Raw genomic sequence first — 18,125 nt, 5'->3', positions numbered from 1 at the left:
AATTTAGGCAAACTACCTTGCTGAAAAACGACTACTCAAAACCAAGTATGCAATTGCTTACTGCAATGTATAAATGAACTGAAGTTTGGCAAAATTCTGTGCCGCTTTTGCATTCGATAACTCTTTGATCTCGCTACCTCGACGCAGCACCGATGCATAAAAGCCCCAGACTTCACCTCGATATTGATAACCAACTTCAAGTTCAGGTATCACGCGTCGTGGATGCATAGACAAACTTTGTTGATTGAAATACCCACCTTGCAAAGTTGCGTTATACGCACTCGCTCGCAATTCGGTACGTGCAAATACAAAACTAGCTTGATCTTCGCGTCGCGCATTTAAATGTCCGTAACGCCAGACTAACTCAGCCTTAGCATCGGTAAAGATATTCCCAGCACGTAATTTGAATCGACTACCAAGGTCCATCTCTGGCGTCCAACTCCATCGGGCCGGTGTTAGTTCCGCATTTAAAACCACACCCCACTCTTGTTGCAACTGGGTACGCCATGCTTGCGGCAGTGGTTGATTTAAAGCCTGATGTAAATTGGTTTGGGTCCATTCACCACCAGCACAGGGACCAAGGCAACCCACATCCAAACCTAGACGCAAGCCGCTTCCATCACTGTTTTGTAGTTCACGAAAAACACCCATGTAGATCCATCCCGCATAAGGATGATCAACTGGGCTGATTTGCTCTGGCTTTAACTTGATATCAGATGCGGTAAATAATTCTTGTCCAAAATGCCAACCATAGCTGACTGATTGGCTTGGCATACGCAGCGTCTTGTTTAGGATTAAGTGTATTCCACTGGTATAGAAGCCATCATCTTTGTTCATTAGCAAACTATCGTTTTCTACGTCTACAACAAACTGAGAACGACCTTGTGCCTGCACTTGTTGATACTCAGAAGACGATGGTAACCACGAACCACCTAGTTCTTTGGTCAATTTATCCTGCGCCAGCGCTTCACCGTTGATGAACAAGGAAATCAGCGCACATGAAAGCGCGCTAGAACGTGTAATTTGTCCTGCACTGAATTTTGTACTTGAAATAGTCAAAAACGAAAATAAGGAAAAAGATGAACGCATAATGAACTCATGGTAGCGAGATGAGAATGCCATTTTACGCGATCAATACCGCATTGAACCATTTACAGTGAGGATTTCGCCAAAGCTACTTTTTCAGCAATTTCTGTATCATCGCATGACAAGCCGCTGCGGTTTTCTCTGGCATTTCCATCGGCAATAAATGCCCGGCTGGCAATTGCACAAAGTTCTCTCCACACAAGCGACGCGTGGTGGATAATCCACCTTGTCGGCATTCTATCGACTCAGTACCACCAACAAAGCCGATTGGCACTTGTGTACATTTTTTGGCCACAGCACCGAGATTGCCTGGCAAGGTCATATAGATCTGGCTTTCTATATCGCGGGTAAACTTGAGACAAATGCCTTCGGGATGATCCTGCATTCCGGCATCAATATAATCGCGCAATACTTCTGGCGGCCAAATCGCAAACTTTTCCTTCGATGAGAAATGCTCAAACGCTTCCTGCTTGTCGCGCCATATCATGCGTCGTTTTAAAGAAAATTGAGCCGGGGAATATTTCTCTAACAAGCCCAACACACGGAAGGTCTTTAAGAACATAGAGCGCCAACCAGTTACCACAGGTGAGTCAATCATTACCACACAACGCACTAAATCAGGACGTTGACTGCTAGCCATTAAAGATAAAATTCCACCTAAAGAATGTCCTAATAAAATCACTGGTTCTTGGTAACGTGCTTCTAAAGTATCGATCAACTCTTGCACCAAAAACGGCCAATTGGTGGTAACTGGATAAGCCGGATTATGTCCATGCATGTCTAAATACTGAATATCGTAATGTGGAGATAATTCATTAAACATTTGACGATAACTTCCCGCTGGAAAGCTATTGCCGTGACAAAAATGAACGATAGGTTTAGACATTTGTTTGAAAAGTGATTTGTTCTTTGTTTTACTACGATATTGAGTTCTACTACGCATGCAATCAGCAAACTAAAAATACTATTGATGCCAATAACGCGCATGGCCTTTACGGTATTCACTCACTTGTATCGCGCTGCCAAATTGTAATGTGATTGCACCGCTTGTGTCCGTCCTTAGAGGCTTTATTCCAAAATCAAGATAGCGTTGCAATACCGAATCTTTGGGGTGATGGTAGCGATTCAAATAACCAAGCTGAAATAAAGCCAAGCTCGGCTTTACCACTTGAAGAAAGGTAGCACTTGACGAAGTACCACTGCCATGATGTGGCACTAACAGCACATCGGCGCCGAGTTTTTCGGGGATTCTATGAATTAGCTGATCCTCTTGAACTGCCTCGATATCGCCCGTCAATAGCATCGCATGTGATTTACTTGATATCTTTAAAGTGCAACTAAGCGCATTGGGTTTCCATTTATCACTGGTATAAATCACTGGTAACGGATGCAAAATCTCAAAACTAATGCCATCCCATTCCCAGCTTTGTCCAGCGATACAACGCGTTGACTGTTTCGCATGCTGCGTAATCGGGTGGTGCTCAGGTAAGGACGAAAGCAATTGATCAACCTGCAAATTCTTCAAAATGCTAATCGCACCACCAGAATGATCATTATCGCTGTGTGACACAATTAATTGATCAAGATGTGTAATGCCACGTGCTTGCAGGTAAGGTAGCAATACTCGCGTGCCACTATTGCTGTCGGACGAAGTTCCTGGTCCGGTATCGTAAAGGAGACGATGGTGTGCAGTTTCCACCAACACAGCCGATCCCTGACCAACATCGAACACAGTCACCTGCCAATGATCTTTTGCAGGGCCCTGTACGGGTTGCAATAGTAAAGGCAGACAGCACATCGCTCCCAAGCAACGCATAGGAATACCACGTGGGGCAAGCAAATACAGCAAGCCTAAACTAGCCGCAGCAAACATCCACCAACTTGGTTTTGGTGTATGCCACACTGCAAAACTACTGTTATTTAATAATTCGAGAAATTGCACCAAAAGCGCGACACATTCATGCGCAACGAATAAGCACCAAGCGGATAAAGGTGCAGGCAACACACTCCCTAACAATGCCAGCGGCGTAACGACAAAACTTACCAAGGGAATCGCGACAGCATTGGCAATTGGGCTAAGGACAGAGATTTGCGAAAACAGAAGTAAGGTCAATGGCACTAATCCAAAGGTAATCGCATATTGGGCGCGTGCGGCAATGCGCAGCTGCGGCATTAGTTTGCGCAATCCAAATTGGTGCAAAAAAACCTGATTATCGGACGCCGCTGCGCGCACCTCAATTCTGCCCGCACTCGAATACAATAAAACACCAACCGCACCAAACGACAGCCAAAATCCCGGCCACAATACAGCCCAAGGATCAAGTACAACGACAACTCCCAAGGCAAGAATTAATACGTGAGTGCTGCTCGCGCTTCTGCCACACCATATCGCGATCGCCAGCACAGCTAGCATCCACAAAGTGCGCTGAGCAGGAACACCAAAACCAGCCAAAGCGACATAGATGATCGCCGCGATCAAACCTGACAATACGGCTACTTTTGGTACAGGAATTATCAGCGGCAATTGCGCCCGCGTAAAGAAAGAATGCCGCCACAAAAAATGCATCAAACTGGCAAATAAACCGGCAATCATCGTTATGTGCAAACCTGAGATCGACATCAAATGACCGACCCCAGTGCGATTAAACATGACCCAATCTGCCGAAGAAATATCGCGTTGATCGCCAATCACTAAGGCAGTTAATACACCTGCGTAAGCTGAGCTAGAGAGATCACGCAGCATGTGCTCACGCAAGTGAAATCGGCTTCGTTCGATTAAATTAGAAAGACTCCAAACAAAATCAGTTAATAGTAAATTCGGTCTACCGTTTTGCGCATTGAGATCAGTGTGAGAACCTAAGCGCAGTCTTACGCTGCCGGTCGCCCGCAAGCCCTGCTCAAACAGCCATGCCTCATAGTCGAAGCCGTAAGGATTGGCATTGCCATGAGGTCGTTTCAAACGAACCAGCAATTGCCATCGCTGCCCTGGTTGTAGCGATGGTGTATCGATCACTCCATCAGCATCATCGAACCACCCCAGCGCCAGCCGCTTAGGAAATGATTCTGTCGAGATTTGTCGTGTAGATTGTGTCTGTTGCTGTATTACCGAATTTAATTGAGTCTGTCTATTTGTCCGACCCAACTGGCGTTCTAAATCGCTAGGAAGAATGTAACGTTCGACGGAAAAATTAAAGCGCGTACCGTTATCCGTCTTTACCGGCAATTGATCGATTACGCCCTGCACTAGCAAATCCCGTCCTTCCCACTCTTTGGGTAATTCTTGACGTAATTGATAATGCGCAAAAAAGCTAGCCCAACAAAATCCAATTCCGGATGCGAGGAAGCAAATTATTAGCCTGACGGTCACTGCCATCAATCGAGAGCCTTGTCCGACTTGACGACGACTTAGCTGCCATGCCAACAAACACAAAATCGCAAATGCCAGACTTAAAGGAAAAAGATCGAATACAGCGACCTGTTGCTGCAATAACGCGACGCCAAGAACAAAGCTCAGAATCGCGCTACGCACTAGAATTATCTCAAGACAAAACGTGCCTGCATGCGCGGCAAGGCAGCAAGCACATTCGCAGTCGTTTGTCGTGCAGTCTCAAAATGATCTAGACCACGCAAACTAGCGAGTTCATGTCCGATTTGTACTAGCTCACCCGGAGTATTAATCCCTGGATGACACCAGCGTGGCGCGATGTCCGGCGCATCAGTCTCAAGCACAATACTACTGAGCGGTAAGTCGCTGGCCAAACGACGTATCTGTAATGCGCGCGTAAAAGTCATTGCACCACCGAATCCCAATTTAAATCCCAAATCGATAAAATGTTGCGCCTGTTGTGTGCTGCCATTAAAAGCATGCGCGATTCCACCTCGTACCGGAATTCGGCGCAAATACTTTAATATTTTATCTTGTGATTTTCGCACATGTAACAGCACAGGCAAATCAAAATCGCGTGCTATTTTCAATTGCTCGCTGTAAAAAAATTCCTGTTTTTCCTTTAACGGTGACTCACATAATGCCGGAACGAAATAATCGAGACCGATCTCACCCACCGCAACCAATGCTTGCCCCAAGTCAGGATCACTCAATAAGCGCGCAATTTCAGCACGTAGAAGTTGCAAATCATCTTCATGCGAAGTCGCTACATACATAGGATGTATGCCCAAGGCAAAAAAACAATCAGCTCTTTGCCGCGCCAATTCCGCAACTACCGAAAAATTGCTTTGATGCACCGCTGGTATAACAATCGCAGACACACCCATACGCGCGGCCTCATCCGCTAAGGCTATTGATTTGCCACAAAACTCACTTGCATCAAGATGGCAATGGCTGTCTATCCACATAATTAGTTCACCTATTTTTGTCTATTCTGTGTCTATTTTGTCTTTAGCCGAGATGGTTCATTCTCAAGCAATCTGATCTGATTATAAAACGCATTTCACAATCGATTTGAGAACAAGCAATTTCGTCAATCAAACTTTGTTTAGTAGCTTCCAAAATACTCTTATATGTGAAATCTGCGGATAAAAGATTTCAAACAGAGGACGTTCAAAGATACGCCAAATACGAAGTTCTACAATCTTGGAATTTGAAAGCGATGCCTTGAACAAGCTGACATATAATCGTTGGCATTTCCCCACGAATAAGAGAATCACATTATGCACCATGCATTTTCACCGAAAGCAGTCATCCTCAGTTGCAGCCTAGCATTTGGATCGCTATTCAGCCCAGTCAGTTTCGCTGTTGAAGATTGCACTTTGAACGGTGAATCTGTCAGCATGTATAACGGTGCGACCACCGCAGGCAAAACTGGCATCATCCAGTGCAAAGACCGAGAAACAGGAAAACTAAGTCGAGAACGAGAAATTAAGGCGGGAAAAATCTATGGTTTATCGCGTCAGTACCGCGATGGTGTTTTAGTTCTAGAGTTTCATGATGAAGAGAACGGACAGCGACACGGCCTTCGGCGTGAATACGCCAGCAATGGCAAATTGATCAAAGAAGAAACCGAAGATCATGGCAAGCGCAAAGGCTTACAAAGAGAATGGACAACGGAAGGAAAGCTCAAAAAGTTAGAAATGATCGGTAACAATGAAGCCGAATCTGCCAGCATACGTTGGAATGCAGACGGCAGCCTTAATAGTTTGCGCTGTGCGAATAAACCGATTTTGGCGCCACATGTCGATGATGCCAACTTATGTGGATTTAAAGCAAAGCCATCTAAGCTCACCTACTTCAACGACAATGGACAAAAACGCGCTGCCGAAATGCTGCTAGCTGGGGTCGTACAAGAATCTACCCAATTTGACTACAACAGCGGCAAAGTACGCAGCACCAGCGAATTAAAAAATAATGAACTGACCGAGACTAACTACGGCGACAACGGCAATAAGCGCTACCAAGTTGTTTTCAACATGGCAGAGAAATCACGCGCCTTCATTCGCAAAACAGAATTTCATGAAAATGGTTCTCTCATTAAGGAACAAAAATTCACCATGCTGGAACAAGATGGACGTCGACGCAATGTCTTGACGGAAGAAACTCAGTTTTATCTGAATGGTCAAACTAGCTCGCAAGACCGATATCGCTATGACGACAAGTATCCCGTACTTGAAGTAAAAAGTTTTTCGGACAAAGGTAAGTTAATCGAAACGGCGAGCTATATGCTTGAATCGACCTACCGTCGCCGCGCCATCGGCATACATCAAGGTTTTTTTGAAAATGGTAATCTCGCTCATGAATATCATTACAATGCAGCTGGCAAGATTTATCGACAAAAATCATGGAATGAACAAGGCGCTTTGCTTAGTGATGACGAAGTGTTCGAAGATGGCTCCAGAAAAGCCTACCGCAAATAAGCCCACTACAAATTGCCTACTACAGAATAGAACATCCAGATGACAAATACCCATCTCAAACCTATCCATTTAATCACAGCTTTTATCGTGATCGTTTTATGGGGCATGAATTTTGTCGTGATTAAAATTGGTTTGAAAGGGATACCGCCGTTATTGTTAGCAGCATTACGTTTTACCTTTGTCGCCTTCCCTGCCATTTTCTTTTTAGCCAAACCCAAGGTCGAACTGAAATGGCTAGTCATTTATGCGACAACAATTAGTTTTGCCCAATTTGCGTTTTTATTTTCTGCGATTGCGGTCGGCATGCCGGCTGGCTTGGCCTCATTAGTATTACAAGCGCAAGCGTTTTTCACTGTTGGTTTAGCCGCCTTAATTTTCGGTGATCGCTTAAAACCCAGCAATGTTATCGGTATCTTTATTGCGAGTCTTGGATTACTCTTACTTGGTAGTGCCAGCATCACAAACAGCGCTGCGCAAGTGAGTGTGGCGGGCTTTGGATTAACATTATGTGCCGCACTTTCTTGGGCATGCGGCAACATCGTCAGCAAAAAAATGGGCGCAGTCAATATGCTCAGCTTGGTTGCATGGAGCGCATTGCTACCTATCATTCCCTTCCTACTACTATCGTGTTTGATGGATGGCGTTGCGGTAGTCTGGCATAGTCTGACGCACATTAGCTTGACTGCCGTACTAACAATCTTGTATTTGTCTGGCGCAGCGAGCTTGATTGGCTATACTTTGTGGGGCAAATTATTAGCCGCGTTGCCAACCCACGTAGTGGCACCATTGAGTCTACTGGTGCCTGTCGTTGGGCTTACATCTGCTTGGATTATTCTGGACGAATCACTCAATCAAACACAAATGATTGGAGCGCTGATTGTAATGGCAGGTCTATTATTTAATGTATTTGGTCAAAAGCTTATCGATGCTTTACGTGAAAAATGAAGGCGCTATTTGCGTGTGACTTCGCTGATCTTTTTAGTTCATGATTTCAACTAGATGCCGACGATTCTCTGGCGCGACAAATGGATCGGGCCAAAACTCAACAATTTTTTGAATTTTATCGTTCGCAACAGTGAAAAAGCTCAATGCCCGCGCCCGCTGCACACCATCCGTTATCGATACATCACTAACAGCCATCTGATGTTCAGCCATAATTTGATGCACCGTAAAAATCCATGGTCCATGCGCGGGATATTCAGCGTTCATTTTTGCGAAATTCTCTGCGCCACGAATTCGCTCGCCAGATTGTGGCCACTCCAATATAAAATCTTCACTTAACACTGCACTCACAGAAAAGAAATCATTGCTAGCCATCAGCTGCCAAAATTGTTCGACTAAGAATCGTGCTTGATCTGTCGAAGTAATGTTCAATATTTGCTCGTTTTGCATCTATATCACTTTCCACTATATCGCTAAGGGGACAAGGTTTTTATTGGCATTCTTATCGACATGATCAATCCAAACGCAAAAAATTGTCGCCATCAATGACAACAATCGGGTTTATTCGGTTTCCTCGGGTTTAAAGCTCCACTGTGGACTCAATAGAATCGTCAATACCGAAATCACCGTAATGAAAACCGACATCCAAAATGCGATTGAAGTATCACCAATACGCGAAGGATAAATACGCATGACAGCGCCGAGTCCAATTAAGTTACCACCAGCAACCAGCACAGCAGAGGCATAATCATGAAAGCGTCGCGCTTTGTTTGCGCCACTTGCCCATTTTTGGTGTGTGTTATAACTCGGCAAAGTTTCATGCGCATCGCCCAATTGTTCTAACGCGGATAAAAAGCGACGTAAATTCGTGATCGCGCGTTCCGCTTTATAGTTAAGAAACGCTAAGCTTAGCGACGCGACTGGGAAGCCCAACATCAACCATTCCACCGGCACTTCACCTTTGCTTTCATTCGACTTCAGAGCAACCAAAGCCGCCAACAAACTGACGACTAGTGTCACATACAATGCCAAGGCATGTTGACGTTGAGATATCCGTGCATTGACTTCTTGATAGGCCGCGATAAACCGATAATTTGCATCAACCGTTGAGTTCTTAGACATGATTTCTTCCTACTAAAGAAAAAAGCACCAAGTCTTGCTTTAAGCATTTGGTGCTCATTTATTTGGTGCTCATTTAAGCTGCTATCAGTTTGCAATTGAGAATCTAGTGGCAAGCCATCTCAAAAAACAATCGCATACCTACGTACCTACAAGCCCACCTAGCGCGTGCCTTGTGACTTACATTTAAAACTAGAAGTCGATACCGTGTCGACATTGCCTTGCCCGCAAGTGGCAATCGCTTGTTGCGACATGATAGAAATTTGTTTGCCGCTTTCCAGGTTGCTTTCACTAACAGAAATACATGCGCTTAAACTAATGGTCGCGAACACGATGCCTAGGCCAGAAATTACTTTTTTCATTTTTGTTTTCCTAATTCAAGAGAGATGATTTTTCATCGATAACGCAAAGCATGATTCGACTAAGCAATCACACCAAACGCATAAGATTAAAAGCATGCATAAGATTAAAGGCATTTTAGTCGAACTATGGGTTTCAGTGTTACCTCGATACTTTGCTTGACACAATGATCTAACATCACCGTGTCAAGCGTACATGTACTTCAATTCGACCTTACTTCAAGCCAGCTTTACGACGAATATCCTCGGGGATAGCTTGCTTGTGTACCATGAAATAAATGGTCTTCATGCGAATATAGTTTTTACTCATGTGCAAATGACCTTCAAACGGACCGCTACTGGTACCGTAACTATTTTTCGTTAAGAAGTAGGATTTACCTTGATCATCTTTGCTCATGCCAACAACATGCATACTGTGATCGTCTGTACTACGCCAATCGTCAAACGCTTCTTGTCTTGCGTTCTGTGTCACTTCTTTCGCTTCATCATCCAATACGGCAAAGCCTTCTTTCACATTAAAGCCTTTTTCACTCGTATCACCACCCCATGAAATCGTGTAGCCATTGGTCAAGGCGTTAATCATGATTCTTTCCATATCGTCGATAGGTACATTCAAGAAGCGGCTATCATGTGACCAATTATCAGGAATTTCTAAGCGCATACGCTGATAAAACGGATGATGACTAAAACTAGTCACTTCGACATAATCATCTGGGTTTAGTTTTAAAACTTGATCGCGGAAGCTCTGTGGCGTGTGTAGCTTTCCTTCGTAAACAAAATTCGCTGGTGGCTTTCCGATGTAGGCATCCAAAATTCCTTCAAACGCAGCGCGCCATGATTTGCTTGGTCGTCCCGACTTAATCACCGCATCTAAAAAAGCCTTCGTAGTCGCTGCCAGTTCTGCATGATCTAGACGTGTTTCACCTTCTTTCAAACCAGTGTAGTTCGCTTTAGGAACAGCGCCATAACGACGCAACATTTCCATTGCATCGTGATTATTACCACCTTCCCAAAACGTCGCTTTGCCTTGTACGCGCAAATACGCATCAGCCTTAAGTGGATAAGCGTGACGAACGCCAAAGACCTCTGATAACTCAATTAATTTGCCACCCTGGCGCGCCACTTCACTCTCCATAAAAGAAGCGGTTGCAAAATTCCAGCAAGTGTTAGTACGCGCTTGGTCTTTGGCCGCTGTACGTTGCGCTTCATGGGTAATGGTAAATGCTTTTTTGTTGCCTGTACTTGGGTTTGTGGCATTTGCTTGCTGCGCCAGTAGCGTCGTTGGCGCACAAATCAAAGTACAAATCAGCGCGCTCAAGATCGCGTTCAGTTTCAGTTTCATGATGTCCTTTTCTATTTATTCTACGAAATTCAGCGCTCAAACTGCATCACATACGAAACAGTCAAATTGCGCCCTGCGCATCATAACTCTATGCAGGCATAATGAATAGATAATCAAATAGAAAACTGTTTAAACCGATCTAAGACGGAAGTGCAAAAACTTAATCAATCACCAAATCATTCCCCGAAGCGACAAAGTCCTAGTAAATTTTCTGGATCAAGCAATCCCTGAATTTGCCCAGATAAATGTTTTTGCATCTGCGATGTATAACGCTGATAATACATTTGATTGTAAGGGCCGATGCCATGCTCGGCACTAAAACTACCTTGATGACGCAACACCACTAAATCATATATTTGATCGCGAATTTGTTGAACAATGTGGTCCGAGAATTCTTCTGAGGCATCACTTGGCCACACCAAATTGAAATGACAACCACCATCAGCCCAGTGTCCGAAGTCCATCACACGTATCCATGGATAGTGCGCAGCGATCAGTTGCAAAGCTTGTGCCCGAAAATCAACCAGATTCGAACGTGACATAGAAATATCAAAAGCGATCACGCGTCCTTCATGCCTTACCGCCTCGCTGATTGCATGGCGAATCCGCCAAAGATCTTTCGCGCGACCAATTACGGCATTTTCCACTACTGTCCCAAACATCTTCTCCAAACAAGTGCTTAACAGTACGTTGAGATCTAAACCAGTAGATGTATCAGCACGGCTACTGAGCTCGATCAATACACAATATTCCGGACAGGGCTCAGGATGAAAAGGCTGGGTAATCGCTGGCACATGACGCAAGACCGCATCCAGAGCGGCACCTGATATGCCTTCATAGGCAGACAAATACTCACCACAATCGCGTTCTAACACCTGCAATAATTCCAACACCGCAGACTGATCACGCGGCACGACTAAGGCGACCGCAGTTTGTCTTGGCAAATAATGTACCTGTAATACGGCACGCGTTATCACGCCAAAACTGCCGCTACTACCAACAAACAAGTGCTTCAAATCAAGGCCTGTATTATTCTTGCGCAAAGCATGACGCAAATCTAGTATTTGCCCCGCAGGTTCCATCAGTACCGCACGTAATCCCAACAAATTTTGCCTAACATCACCATACTTAATCAACTTTGCGCCACCGGTATTTGCAGCAATCATGCCACCAACGGACGGATTGGCAGCAAGGTCAATTGGAAAAAATAATCCATGTTCCTCTAGTGCCTGATTCAACTCATGCAAACACAAACCTGCATCTACCTCAACAGAGCGATTGACGACATCAATCGCAATGTATTTTTTCAAGCGTTCCAAACTCAACACTAAGAATCGCCCACTTCCATCTGGCGTACTTGCTGCAACCAAGCCCGTATTCGCACCTTGCAAAACTAGCGCTTGATGATGTTCACGACACAAACGCACAATCTCAACGACGTGTTCATGGCAATCGGGTCGCAATACCGCCAAGCTATCGCCTTGGCCATAGCGAGCACCTCGACAATATGGTCGACAATCAACGGGATCAGATAGAAATCCAATCTCGCCCAAGAGGTTTTTAAACTTAACGAATAGTGAGTTTTCGTGCATTTCCATGACTGGCGTAATGATTGAGGACAGTTGTTTCACAATTAAGCTAGCGCGCTAGTGACAACGGTTGAATTAGCCGTCATTTTAAAAATACCCTGCGCATTGCTAGTATCAAATCCAAGATCTAAACGCGCTGGATTGGTGTCTGGAATCGTGTCACGACTAATCAATTCATAAAACGATCCCGGCACTTTTCTAAGAATTGTTCGACCATCCGCATCAATCAATTCACGCTCAACTAAGTCGGCTTTAAACGCCGTTTGGCGTACGCGACCAGATGCAGAAATTTCGACTTTTTCTTTAATCGGACGTCCTAGTTTTTTCTGCGCATCACTTACCGCTATCACGTCTGCTACACGATCCGTCGCATGATTAAAGACATTTCCTTCGGTTGCGATCCATGCCATTTCGGCTGATTCTGTGAGCAGCAGTTCATAGTCGGCTACAGTTGGCGCGCCATGTTGCCGTGCAAAACAAGCCAATAAGACCGGCATTAAATCTAGCGCTTGCGCCAGCTGCAAATAGCCATCACGTTCAAGTTCATGCAACAAAGTTATCGCAGTGGGTGTGAGCGGATCTATCGACGCCCCTATCACTCGGCTAACGGCTTGTTGAAACGCCGTGGAAAATCGTTCTGGATGCAATTCACTGACAAAGAATTGAGAAATATTTTCAGGGTCATCAAGATGCGCGTATGAGCGCCCCGTCATTTTAAGTTTTTCTAAAGGATAAACACCATTTAATGCATAACCGAGCGGCCGCAAAATCCTAGTGATGGCGACTTCACCCGCAGGTAACAACCCAGAATCAAACCAACGTACCGTGCGCAAAGCACCGTGATCGAGCATCACACGCTCACCACGCGAAGTGATCTCTTGCGTATATTGTTGACCACTTGGAACGCGTTGCAATACACCATGAAGCAACAACATATTCAAAACCTGCGCCAATTCTGCGCGAGATATTTTATCAATCTCGCAGCGAGAAAATCGTGCTGGAATATGCATTAAATTTACGAGTACCAAGGCTTGGGTTTGACCTAATTGTTGTTCCAGCAAATGCATCAAATTGCTATTCATGAGTATGTCGCCTATGTTGATAGAATTCTTCATTCAATATTTGCATTACTGTAGACAAATTGGCGCAGCAGTTCAAAGGAGTTAAAATCAATACTTAGTGAAGAAATGGAATACATACTATGCGTCGCAAAGTTCCTAGCTTAAATGCCTTGCTTGTTTTTGAGGCGGCTGCTCGCTTGCAGAGCTTTACCCAAGCCGCCGACGAACTCGCACTTACCCAAAGCGCGGTTTGCAAACAAATCGCGAATTTAGAAGATTGGCTGGGCCTTGCCTTGTTTGCACGGGTAAAAAAACGTGTGCAACTCAGTAGTGCTGGACGTGACTATGCAGAAAAAATACGCCGACATCTAGATAAAATTGAACGCGATACCTTAGAGTTGATGGCGCACAAAGAAGGTGCAGGCGTGTTAGAGCTCGCAGTCATCCCAACCTTCGCAACACAATGGCTGATTCCTCGACTGGCCGAATTTCAACAATTACGTCCTGACATCACCGTCAATCTGAGCACCAGAACGAGTGCATTTCTCTTTCCGGATTCGTTATTTCATGCCGCGATTCACTCTGGCAATGCAGTGTGGCCTGGCACCAAAGGCGATTATTTGATGGCCGAAGATCAAGCGATTCCTGTGTGTAGTCCACAATTATTGCGAAAGTACTTGGGCAGAAAAAAACAAGCAAACCTGCAAGACCTTGCACAGATGCCATTGCTTCATCTGAGCACACGATTAGAAGATTGGCGTCGTTGGTTCGATCTACACCAGCACGAGAATGATATCTGCGCCGTCAATGGCGCGCGCTACGAACTATTCACGATGTTAATCGAAGCAGCGATTGCCGGCTTAGGTGTGGCCTTGATTCCACGTTATATGGTCAAGAATCACCTAGATAATGGTAAATTACAAATACCAATTGATTTAAGTCTTCCCGAACAGACTGGCTATTACTTGGTTTATCCCGAAGAAAACGCCAATTTGCCAACACTGCAAGCATTTCGATCTTGGTTATTGTTGCAAACTGCGCAAACCGAGCAAACTGGACCAGCGACGCAATAGGCTAATCAAAATAATCAATCTAAATGAATCAAATCAAGTAAATCCACGCCTGCCACAAATAACTTGTTAAAATTCATTAGCATTTCAAACACTCACCTAATTACGCGATACTTATGAAAAAAATTCTCGGTTTTTCACTGTTAGAAGCGATGGTTGCCGTCGCGATTATTGCAATTTTGGCGGCGATGGCTTTGCCGTCTTACTTATTCAAAATCATTCGCGAACAAATTGAAACCTCGATTCCCTTAATCGAGATCGCAAAAACACCAATCGCAACAGCGTGGAAGACCGAACAAATTTTTCCAGTCGATAACAATGCCGCTGGTTTACCACCACCGGAAAAAATCGTCAGTAATTATGTGACTAGCGTGACCGTTGAAGACGGCGCAATTCACATGAAGTTTGGCAATCGCGCCAACAAATCTTTAGAAAATAAAATTTTAACTTTCCGCCCTGCTGTCGTCGCTGATGCTCCAGTTGTCCCTATCACTTGGGTCTGTGCAAACGCTGGCGCGCCAGACAAGATGACATTAAAAGGCACCGATAGAACAACCATTGATCCACAAAATTTGCCACTGATCTGCCGTTCTCGTGACAAACCAAAGCCTTAATTACACAGTTAAATTTAAATTCAATGAAATACTCAGAAGCTCATTGGAAATTATTCAATTTCTTGACTCGACGCGTTATTGCAGTCAGTTTTGTCATAGGGGGAATAACATCTGCAGCTTCTGCACTTCCAAACATCCTTCCTGGTGGAACAATACTTGTCGATGGAGTTCCTACTGACGACCTAGTGATTCGATGGGTCAGCTTCATCTTACCTTTGCTTCTAATACCTATCGGGATCGCTTTATTCAAGTCAGCACCATTTACACAAAAAAACCGTAGAAAATAGAAAATCTACAAAATGTTTAAATAAAAGCTGGCTCAACTCATCCAATTATTAACAACTTAATTATTTCGGCGTTCGATACAAAAAAAGGGCAACAAATTTAAAATTGTTGCCCTTTGATGTATTAAGCAATGAACTTGTATTCGCTCAAATACTATTACAAACGAATATTGAAATACATTTTTTCGCCAGAAAGAATTAAAACTTATGTTCAAAGTTCACACGTAACGCCATATTGGTTTTTGAGGTATTTGTACGAACCAACGAACCACTAGCATCGGTGTAGGTGCTAGAAGAGAAGTTATCCTGATGCAGCGCATTACCCAAGGCAACACGTACATTCGACTTATTATCAAACTTCCACAACGCATATACGTCTAACACACGCTTTGGAATGCCGTAGCTACTTTGATTGACAGAGATACGTACTGGACCCGCATTTTGGAAACTTAAATTACCGCCCAAAGTTAAAGGCAGATCATCCAATTTGTAATCAACGCCAAAGTTCGCACTGACTGGTGTTTGCGAATCTAAACGATTGTTCGGGCCTGGTACCGAGTTGACAGTTGAAGAATTAAACGCCAGATTGGCACGAAAATCGATTGCTGGTGCATCTTCCATTAAGCTACGCAATGGGAACTTCGCATCAAACTCAACGCCGCGTGTCGTCGCCAAGCCATCATTGGTTGGCATTGCTACCCAGCGACCATCGTTGACAATCGATGTACGGGTAAAGTCTTCAATTCGACGCAAGAAGAAATTCACACTCAAGATTCCGCCATCGCTTAAATAGTGCTCAAATCCCGCATCTAAGCCCCACGCCAATTCTGGTTTCAAGTTTGGATTACCCATATTGTCCGGGCTGGTCGCACTATTATTCGTCGATAAGAAACGACGTGGCACCAAACGACTTGTATCTGGCGCTTTGTAAGTACGTGTAATACCTAAACGTACTTGGTCATTTTTGCTACCAGGAATTTTGTACAAGGTTTGCAAAATTGGACTTAAGACACTGGAGCGATTTTTGATCTCAGCGTACGTGTTGCCTTTACTGCTGGTATCAATGCCTTCCCAACGCACACCTGCGTAGATTGACAAATTCTTCGTGTAATTCCATTCATCTTGCACGAACAATGCCAAACGATTGACATTTGCAGAGTATTCTTCGTCCGCATTAAACGCGGTAATTGGGCCTGTGCCAGTAATCACATCGCGACGTGTATTGCTATCGCTACGCTTACTGTAACCGCCATCCCAACCGGCTGCTAAGGCATGATCTTCAACGAATGGTGCTGTGTATTTACCACCATAAGTGAAGCCATTATCGGTATTTTCTGAGCTATAAGTACGCACTAAAGTTTGCGATACCCCTTTTGCATTCGAATTATTATCACCTTCACGTTGATTGTAATTCGCACCAAAACGGACATCGAGTTTGGCGCTATCAGCTAATTTGCGCACATAGCTTAAGTTAGTACGGATAGAAGTGCTGTCGGAACGATTGTTTGAATTTTCATCCAAGAACAATGGTTTTTCGCCGATCAAAGTATCTGTCGTTTGCTGATTACGATTAGTAAAGCGGTTGGCATTCACGAAGCTTTGCGAAGTCAACATATCACCGTTATCTAACACCCAGTTAATTCGTGGTGAGATACCGATAGACTGAAATTTTCCTTCACTTTCGGTATTCGATTTACGCGACAAAGTTACTTGACCTTTGTTGTTGGTAAACACTTCGGTACTAGAATCTGGACGACCAAATTCACCGTGATTTACGTTGCCCGACACAGAATAAGACATCTTGCCGACCTTGTCAGACAATTGCAAACTGGCATTCACACCTGGTTTGCCATTTTCTTCGCTGAATCCAAACTTCAATTCGCGCTGAGCAGTAACGATCGCTTTTTTCAACACGATGTTAATTGCACCAGCAATCGATTGCGTACTTAATTCAGCTGTGGCGGCACGAATCACTTCGATACGTTCAATATTGTCAGGCGCTAACGAATCTAAAGAGAAACCCGGTGGACTAGGTTCGCCATTGAGCATAATTTGTGTATAACCCGCACCCAAACCACGCATACGAATCGCACCACCACGACCTTGCACACCACCGATAGTAACGCCAGGCAAACGCTTCAATACATCACCGATGTTGGTATCGCCATAGCGAACGATATCCTCTTGCGTGACCACGATCTTACTTGCCGTATCTTGACGACGCTCGTCATATCCTTTAGCACCACTGATTTGAACTTTTTGTACAGCGCCAGTTGGCGCTGCTGGCGTGGCCGCTGGCTTGGCAGGTGCCGTTTGCTTTTGTTTCGTCTTATCAGCTTCTTCTTGCGCTTGTTGAGCATGCGCTGTGGAGCCATACGCTAGCAATACAGACAAAGGAATCAAAGCCAAACGAAATTGTGAAGGAACAGAGAACATATAAATACCAAGAGTTAATGAAAGATAAAGCTTCGACTTGTGGGTAGTGCAGAAAGTTCAGCACCATACCCAAAAGGAAACACTTTGATACAAAAGCTGGGCAGATAGAAACATAGAAAAACCTAGTGAAACATAGCATCTAATATTTCGCTAAATTTCGCTCAATTCTCAATGTATGCAAGCCTCAATTGCCAACGCACTTGCTTATTTGCTAGCGGCAAAACACATCGAAAAATTGAAAATCGCGCATTATACCTTGATGCGCGACTTTTGCTTTGGCTTGATTGGCTTGACCGACAAGGCAGTAATTGATGAGAGGATATGTGTGACAGAAATATAGAAATGGGAGTAGCAA

At 44.4% G+C, this 18,125-nt stretch carries 16 protein-coding genes; 5 read left to right on the top strand and 11 right to left on the bottom strand.

What is annotated here, in order from left to right:
• Window positions 1–57: 57 nt before the first annotated feature.
• From KDM92_RS10330 to KDM92_RS10315, 4 genes are all read right to left on the bottom strand, one after another.
• A complete protein-coding gene (locus tag KDM92_RS10330; RefSeq protein WP_212684265.1) occupies window positions 58–1,089 on the bottom strand; it encodes a lipid A-modifier LpxR family protein in 1,032 nt (343 codons plus the stop codon).
• 85 nt (window positions 1,090–1,174) lie between these two features.
• Window positions 1,175–1,972 carry an alpha/beta fold hydrolase gene (locus tag KDM92_RS10325; RefSeq protein ID WP_212684264.1) on the bottom strand — a complete coding sequence of 266 codons (798 nt, stop codon included), beginning with the start codon at window positions 1,970–1,972 and terminating at the stop codon, window positions 1,175–1,177.
• 78 nt (window positions 1,973–2,050) lie between these two features.
• The gene (locus tag KDM92_RS10320; protein WP_212684263.1) at window positions 2,051–4,615 is read right to left on the bottom strand and encodes a DNA internalization-related competence protein ComEC/Rec2; all 2,565 of its coding nucleotides are present in this window, start codon (window positions 4,613–4,615) and stop codon (window positions 2,051–2,053) included.
• Window positions 4,616–4,620: 5 nt separating this feature from the next.
• Complete coding sequence (locus tag KDM92_RS10315; protein ID WP_212684262.1) at window positions 4,621–5,439, bottom strand: TatD family hydrolase; 819 nt, start codon at window positions 5,437–5,439, stop codon at window positions 4,621–4,623.
• 315 nt (window positions 5,440–5,754) lie between these two features.
• Between KDM92_RS10315 and KDM92_RS10310 the strand changes: the two genes are divergently transcribed.
• The gene (locus tag KDM92_RS10310; protein WP_212684261.1) at window positions 5,755–6,954 is read left to right on the top strand and encodes a toxin-antitoxin system YwqK family antitoxin; all 1,200 of its coding nucleotides are present in this window, start codon (window positions 5,755–5,757) and stop codon (window positions 6,952–6,954) included.
• Between the two features lie 39 nt (window positions 6,955–6,993).
• Window positions 6,994–7,899 carry an EamA family transporter gene (locus KDM92_RS10305; protein ID WP_212684260.1) on the top strand — a complete coding sequence of 302 codons (906 nt, stop codon included), beginning with the start codon at window positions 6,994–6,996 and terminating at the stop codon, window positions 7,897–7,899.
• Window positions 7,900–7,932: 33 nt separating this feature from the next.
• Here the strand turns inward: KDM92_RS10305 and KDM92_RS10300 are convergent, their stop codons facing one another.
• The 6 genes from KDM92_RS10300 to KDM92_RS10275 form a co-directional block, all read right to left on the bottom strand.
• The gene (locus KDM92_RS10300; protein ID WP_438947462.1) at window positions 7,933–8,346 is read right to left on the bottom strand and encodes a nuclear transport factor 2 family protein; all 414 of its coding nucleotides are present in this window, start codon (window positions 8,344–8,346) and stop codon (window positions 7,933–7,935) included.
• 111 nt (window positions 8,347–8,457) lie between these two features.
• Window positions 8,458–9,018, bottom strand: coding sequence for a hypothetical protein (locus KDM92_RS10295; RefSeq protein ID WP_212684259.1), 561 nt, complete (start codon window positions 9,016–9,018; stop codon window positions 8,458–8,460).
• 158 nt (window positions 9,019–9,176) lie between these two features.
• Window positions 9,177–9,377: a hypothetical protein gene (locus KDM92_RS10290; protein WP_212684258.1), complete on the bottom strand. Its 201-nt coding sequence runs from the start codon at window positions 9,375–9,377 to the stop codon at window positions 9,177–9,179.
• A gap of 211 nt (window positions 9,378–9,588) precedes the next feature.
• The gene (locus tag KDM92_RS10285) at window positions 9,589–10,716 is read right to left on the bottom strand and encodes a C1 family peptidase (RefSeq protein WP_212684257.1); all 1,128 of its coding nucleotides are present in this window, start codon (window positions 10,714–10,716) and stop codon (window positions 9,589–9,591) included.
• 176 nt (window positions 10,717–10,892) lie between these two features.
• Window positions 10,893–12,347, bottom strand: coding sequence for an FAD-binding oxidoreductase (locus tag KDM92_RS10280; protein WP_329603150.1), 1,455 nt, complete (start codon window positions 12,345–12,347; stop codon window positions 10,893–10,895).
• 2 nt (window positions 12,348–12,349) lie between these two features.
• Complete coding sequence (locus tag KDM92_RS10275) at window positions 12,350–13,387, bottom strand: DUF1338 domain-containing protein (protein ID WP_212684256.1); 1,038 nt, start codon at window positions 13,385–13,387, stop codon at window positions 12,350–12,352.
• A gap of 119 nt (window positions 13,388–13,506) precedes the next feature.
• Here KDM92_RS10275 and KDM92_RS10270 point away from each other — a divergent pair, with 119 nt between their 5' ends.
• Window positions 13,507–14,439 (top strand): LysR substrate-binding domain-containing protein, encoded by a 933-nt coding sequence (locus tag KDM92_RS10270; protein ID WP_212684255.1) that lies wholly within the window; start codon window positions 13,507–13,509, stop codon window positions 14,437–14,439.
• 113 nt (window positions 14,440–14,552) lie between these two features.
• Window positions 14,553–15,050: a pilin gene (locus tag KDM92_RS18575; protein ID WP_329603149.1), complete on the top strand. Its 498-nt coding sequence runs from the start codon at window positions 14,553–14,555 to the stop codon at window positions 15,048–15,050.
• 482 nt (window positions 15,051–15,532) lie between these two features.
• On the opposite strand, the gene KDM92_RS10260 is transcribed toward KDM92_RS18575, so the two are convergent.
• Complete coding sequence (locus tag KDM92_RS10260; protein WP_212684254.1) at window positions 15,533–17,770, bottom strand: TonB-dependent receptor plug domain-containing protein; 2,238 nt, start codon at window positions 17,768–17,770, stop codon at window positions 15,533–15,535.
• 175 nt (window positions 17,771–17,945) lie between these two features.
• Here KDM92_RS10260 and KDM92_RS10255 point away from each other — a divergent pair, with 175 nt between their 5' ends.
• Window positions 17,946–18,110 carry a hypothetical protein gene (locus KDM92_RS10255; RefSeq protein WP_212684253.1) on the top strand — a complete coding sequence of 55 codons (165 nt, stop codon included), beginning with the start codon at window positions 17,946–17,948 and terminating at the stop codon, window positions 18,108–18,110.
• The last annotated feature ends 15 nt before the right edge of the window (window positions 18,111–18,125 follow it).

The sequence above is a fragment of the Affinundibacterium baiyunense genome (assembly GCF_018139645.1).
GTDB lineage: Bacteria > Pseudomonadota > Gammaproteobacteria > Burkholderiales > Burkholderiaceae_D > Undibacterium > Undibacterium baiyunense.
The sequence above is the reverse complement of the archived record's forward strand: the minus strand, read 5'-3'. Positions and strand labels throughout refer to the sequence as shown.

Bases quoted from the DNA above. Each gene is read 5' to 3' on its own strand.
- KDM92_RS10330 (WP_212684265.1), bottom strand. From the start codon at position 1,089: ATGCGTTCATCTTTTTCCTTATTTTCGTTTTTGACTATTTCAAGTACA.
- KDM92_RS10325 (WP_212684264.1), bottom strand. From the start codon at position 1,972: ATGTCTAAACCTATCGTTCATTTTTGTCACGGCAATAGCTTTCCAGCG.
- KDM92_RS10315 (WP_212684262.1), bottom strand. From the start codon at position 5,439: ATGTGGATAGACAGCCATTGCCATCTTGATGCAAGTGAGTTTTGTGGC.
- KDM92_RS10310 (WP_212684261.1), top strand. From the start codon at position 5,755: ATGCACCATGCATTTTCACCGAAAGCAGTCATCCTCAGTTGCAGCCTA.
- KDM92_RS10305 (WP_212684260.1), top strand. From the start codon at position 6,994: ATGACAAATACCCATCTCAAACCTATCCATTTAATCACAGCTTTTATC.
- KDM92_RS10300 (WP_438947462.1), bottom strand. From the start codon at position 8,346: ATGCAAAACGAGCAAATATTGAACATTACTTCGACAGATCAAGCACGA.
- KDM92_RS10295 (WP_212684259.1), bottom strand. From the start codon at position 9,018: ATGTCTAAGAACTCAACGGTTGATGCAAATTATCGGTTTATCGCGGCC.
- KDM92_RS10290 (WP_212684258.1), bottom strand. From the start codon at position 9,377: ATGAAAAAAGTAATTTCTGGCCTAGGCATCGTGTTCGCGACCATTAGT.
- KDM92_RS10285 (WP_212684257.1), bottom strand. From the start codon at position 10,716: ATGAAACTGAAACTGAACGCGATCTTGAGCGCGCTGATTTGTACTTTG.
- KDM92_RS10275 (WP_212684256.1), bottom strand. From the start codon at position 13,387: ATGAATAGCAATTTGATGCATTTGCTGGAACAACAATTAGGTCAAACC.
- KDM92_RS10270 (WP_212684255.1), top strand. From the start codon at position 13,507: ATGCGTCGCAAAGTTCCTAGCTTAAATGCCTTGCTTGTTTTTGAGGCG.
- KDM92_RS18575 (WP_329603149.1), top strand. From the start codon at position 14,553: ATGAAAAAAATTCTCGGTTTTTCACTGTTAGAAGCGATGGTTGCCGTC.
- KDM92_RS10260 (WP_212684254.1), bottom strand. From the start codon at position 17,770: ATGTTCTCTGTTCCTTCACAATTTCGTTTGGCTTTGATTCCTTTGTCT.
- KDM92_RS10255 (WP_212684253.1), top strand. From the start codon at position 17,946: ATGCAAGCCTCAATTGCCAACGCACTTGCTTATTTGCTAGCGGCAAAA.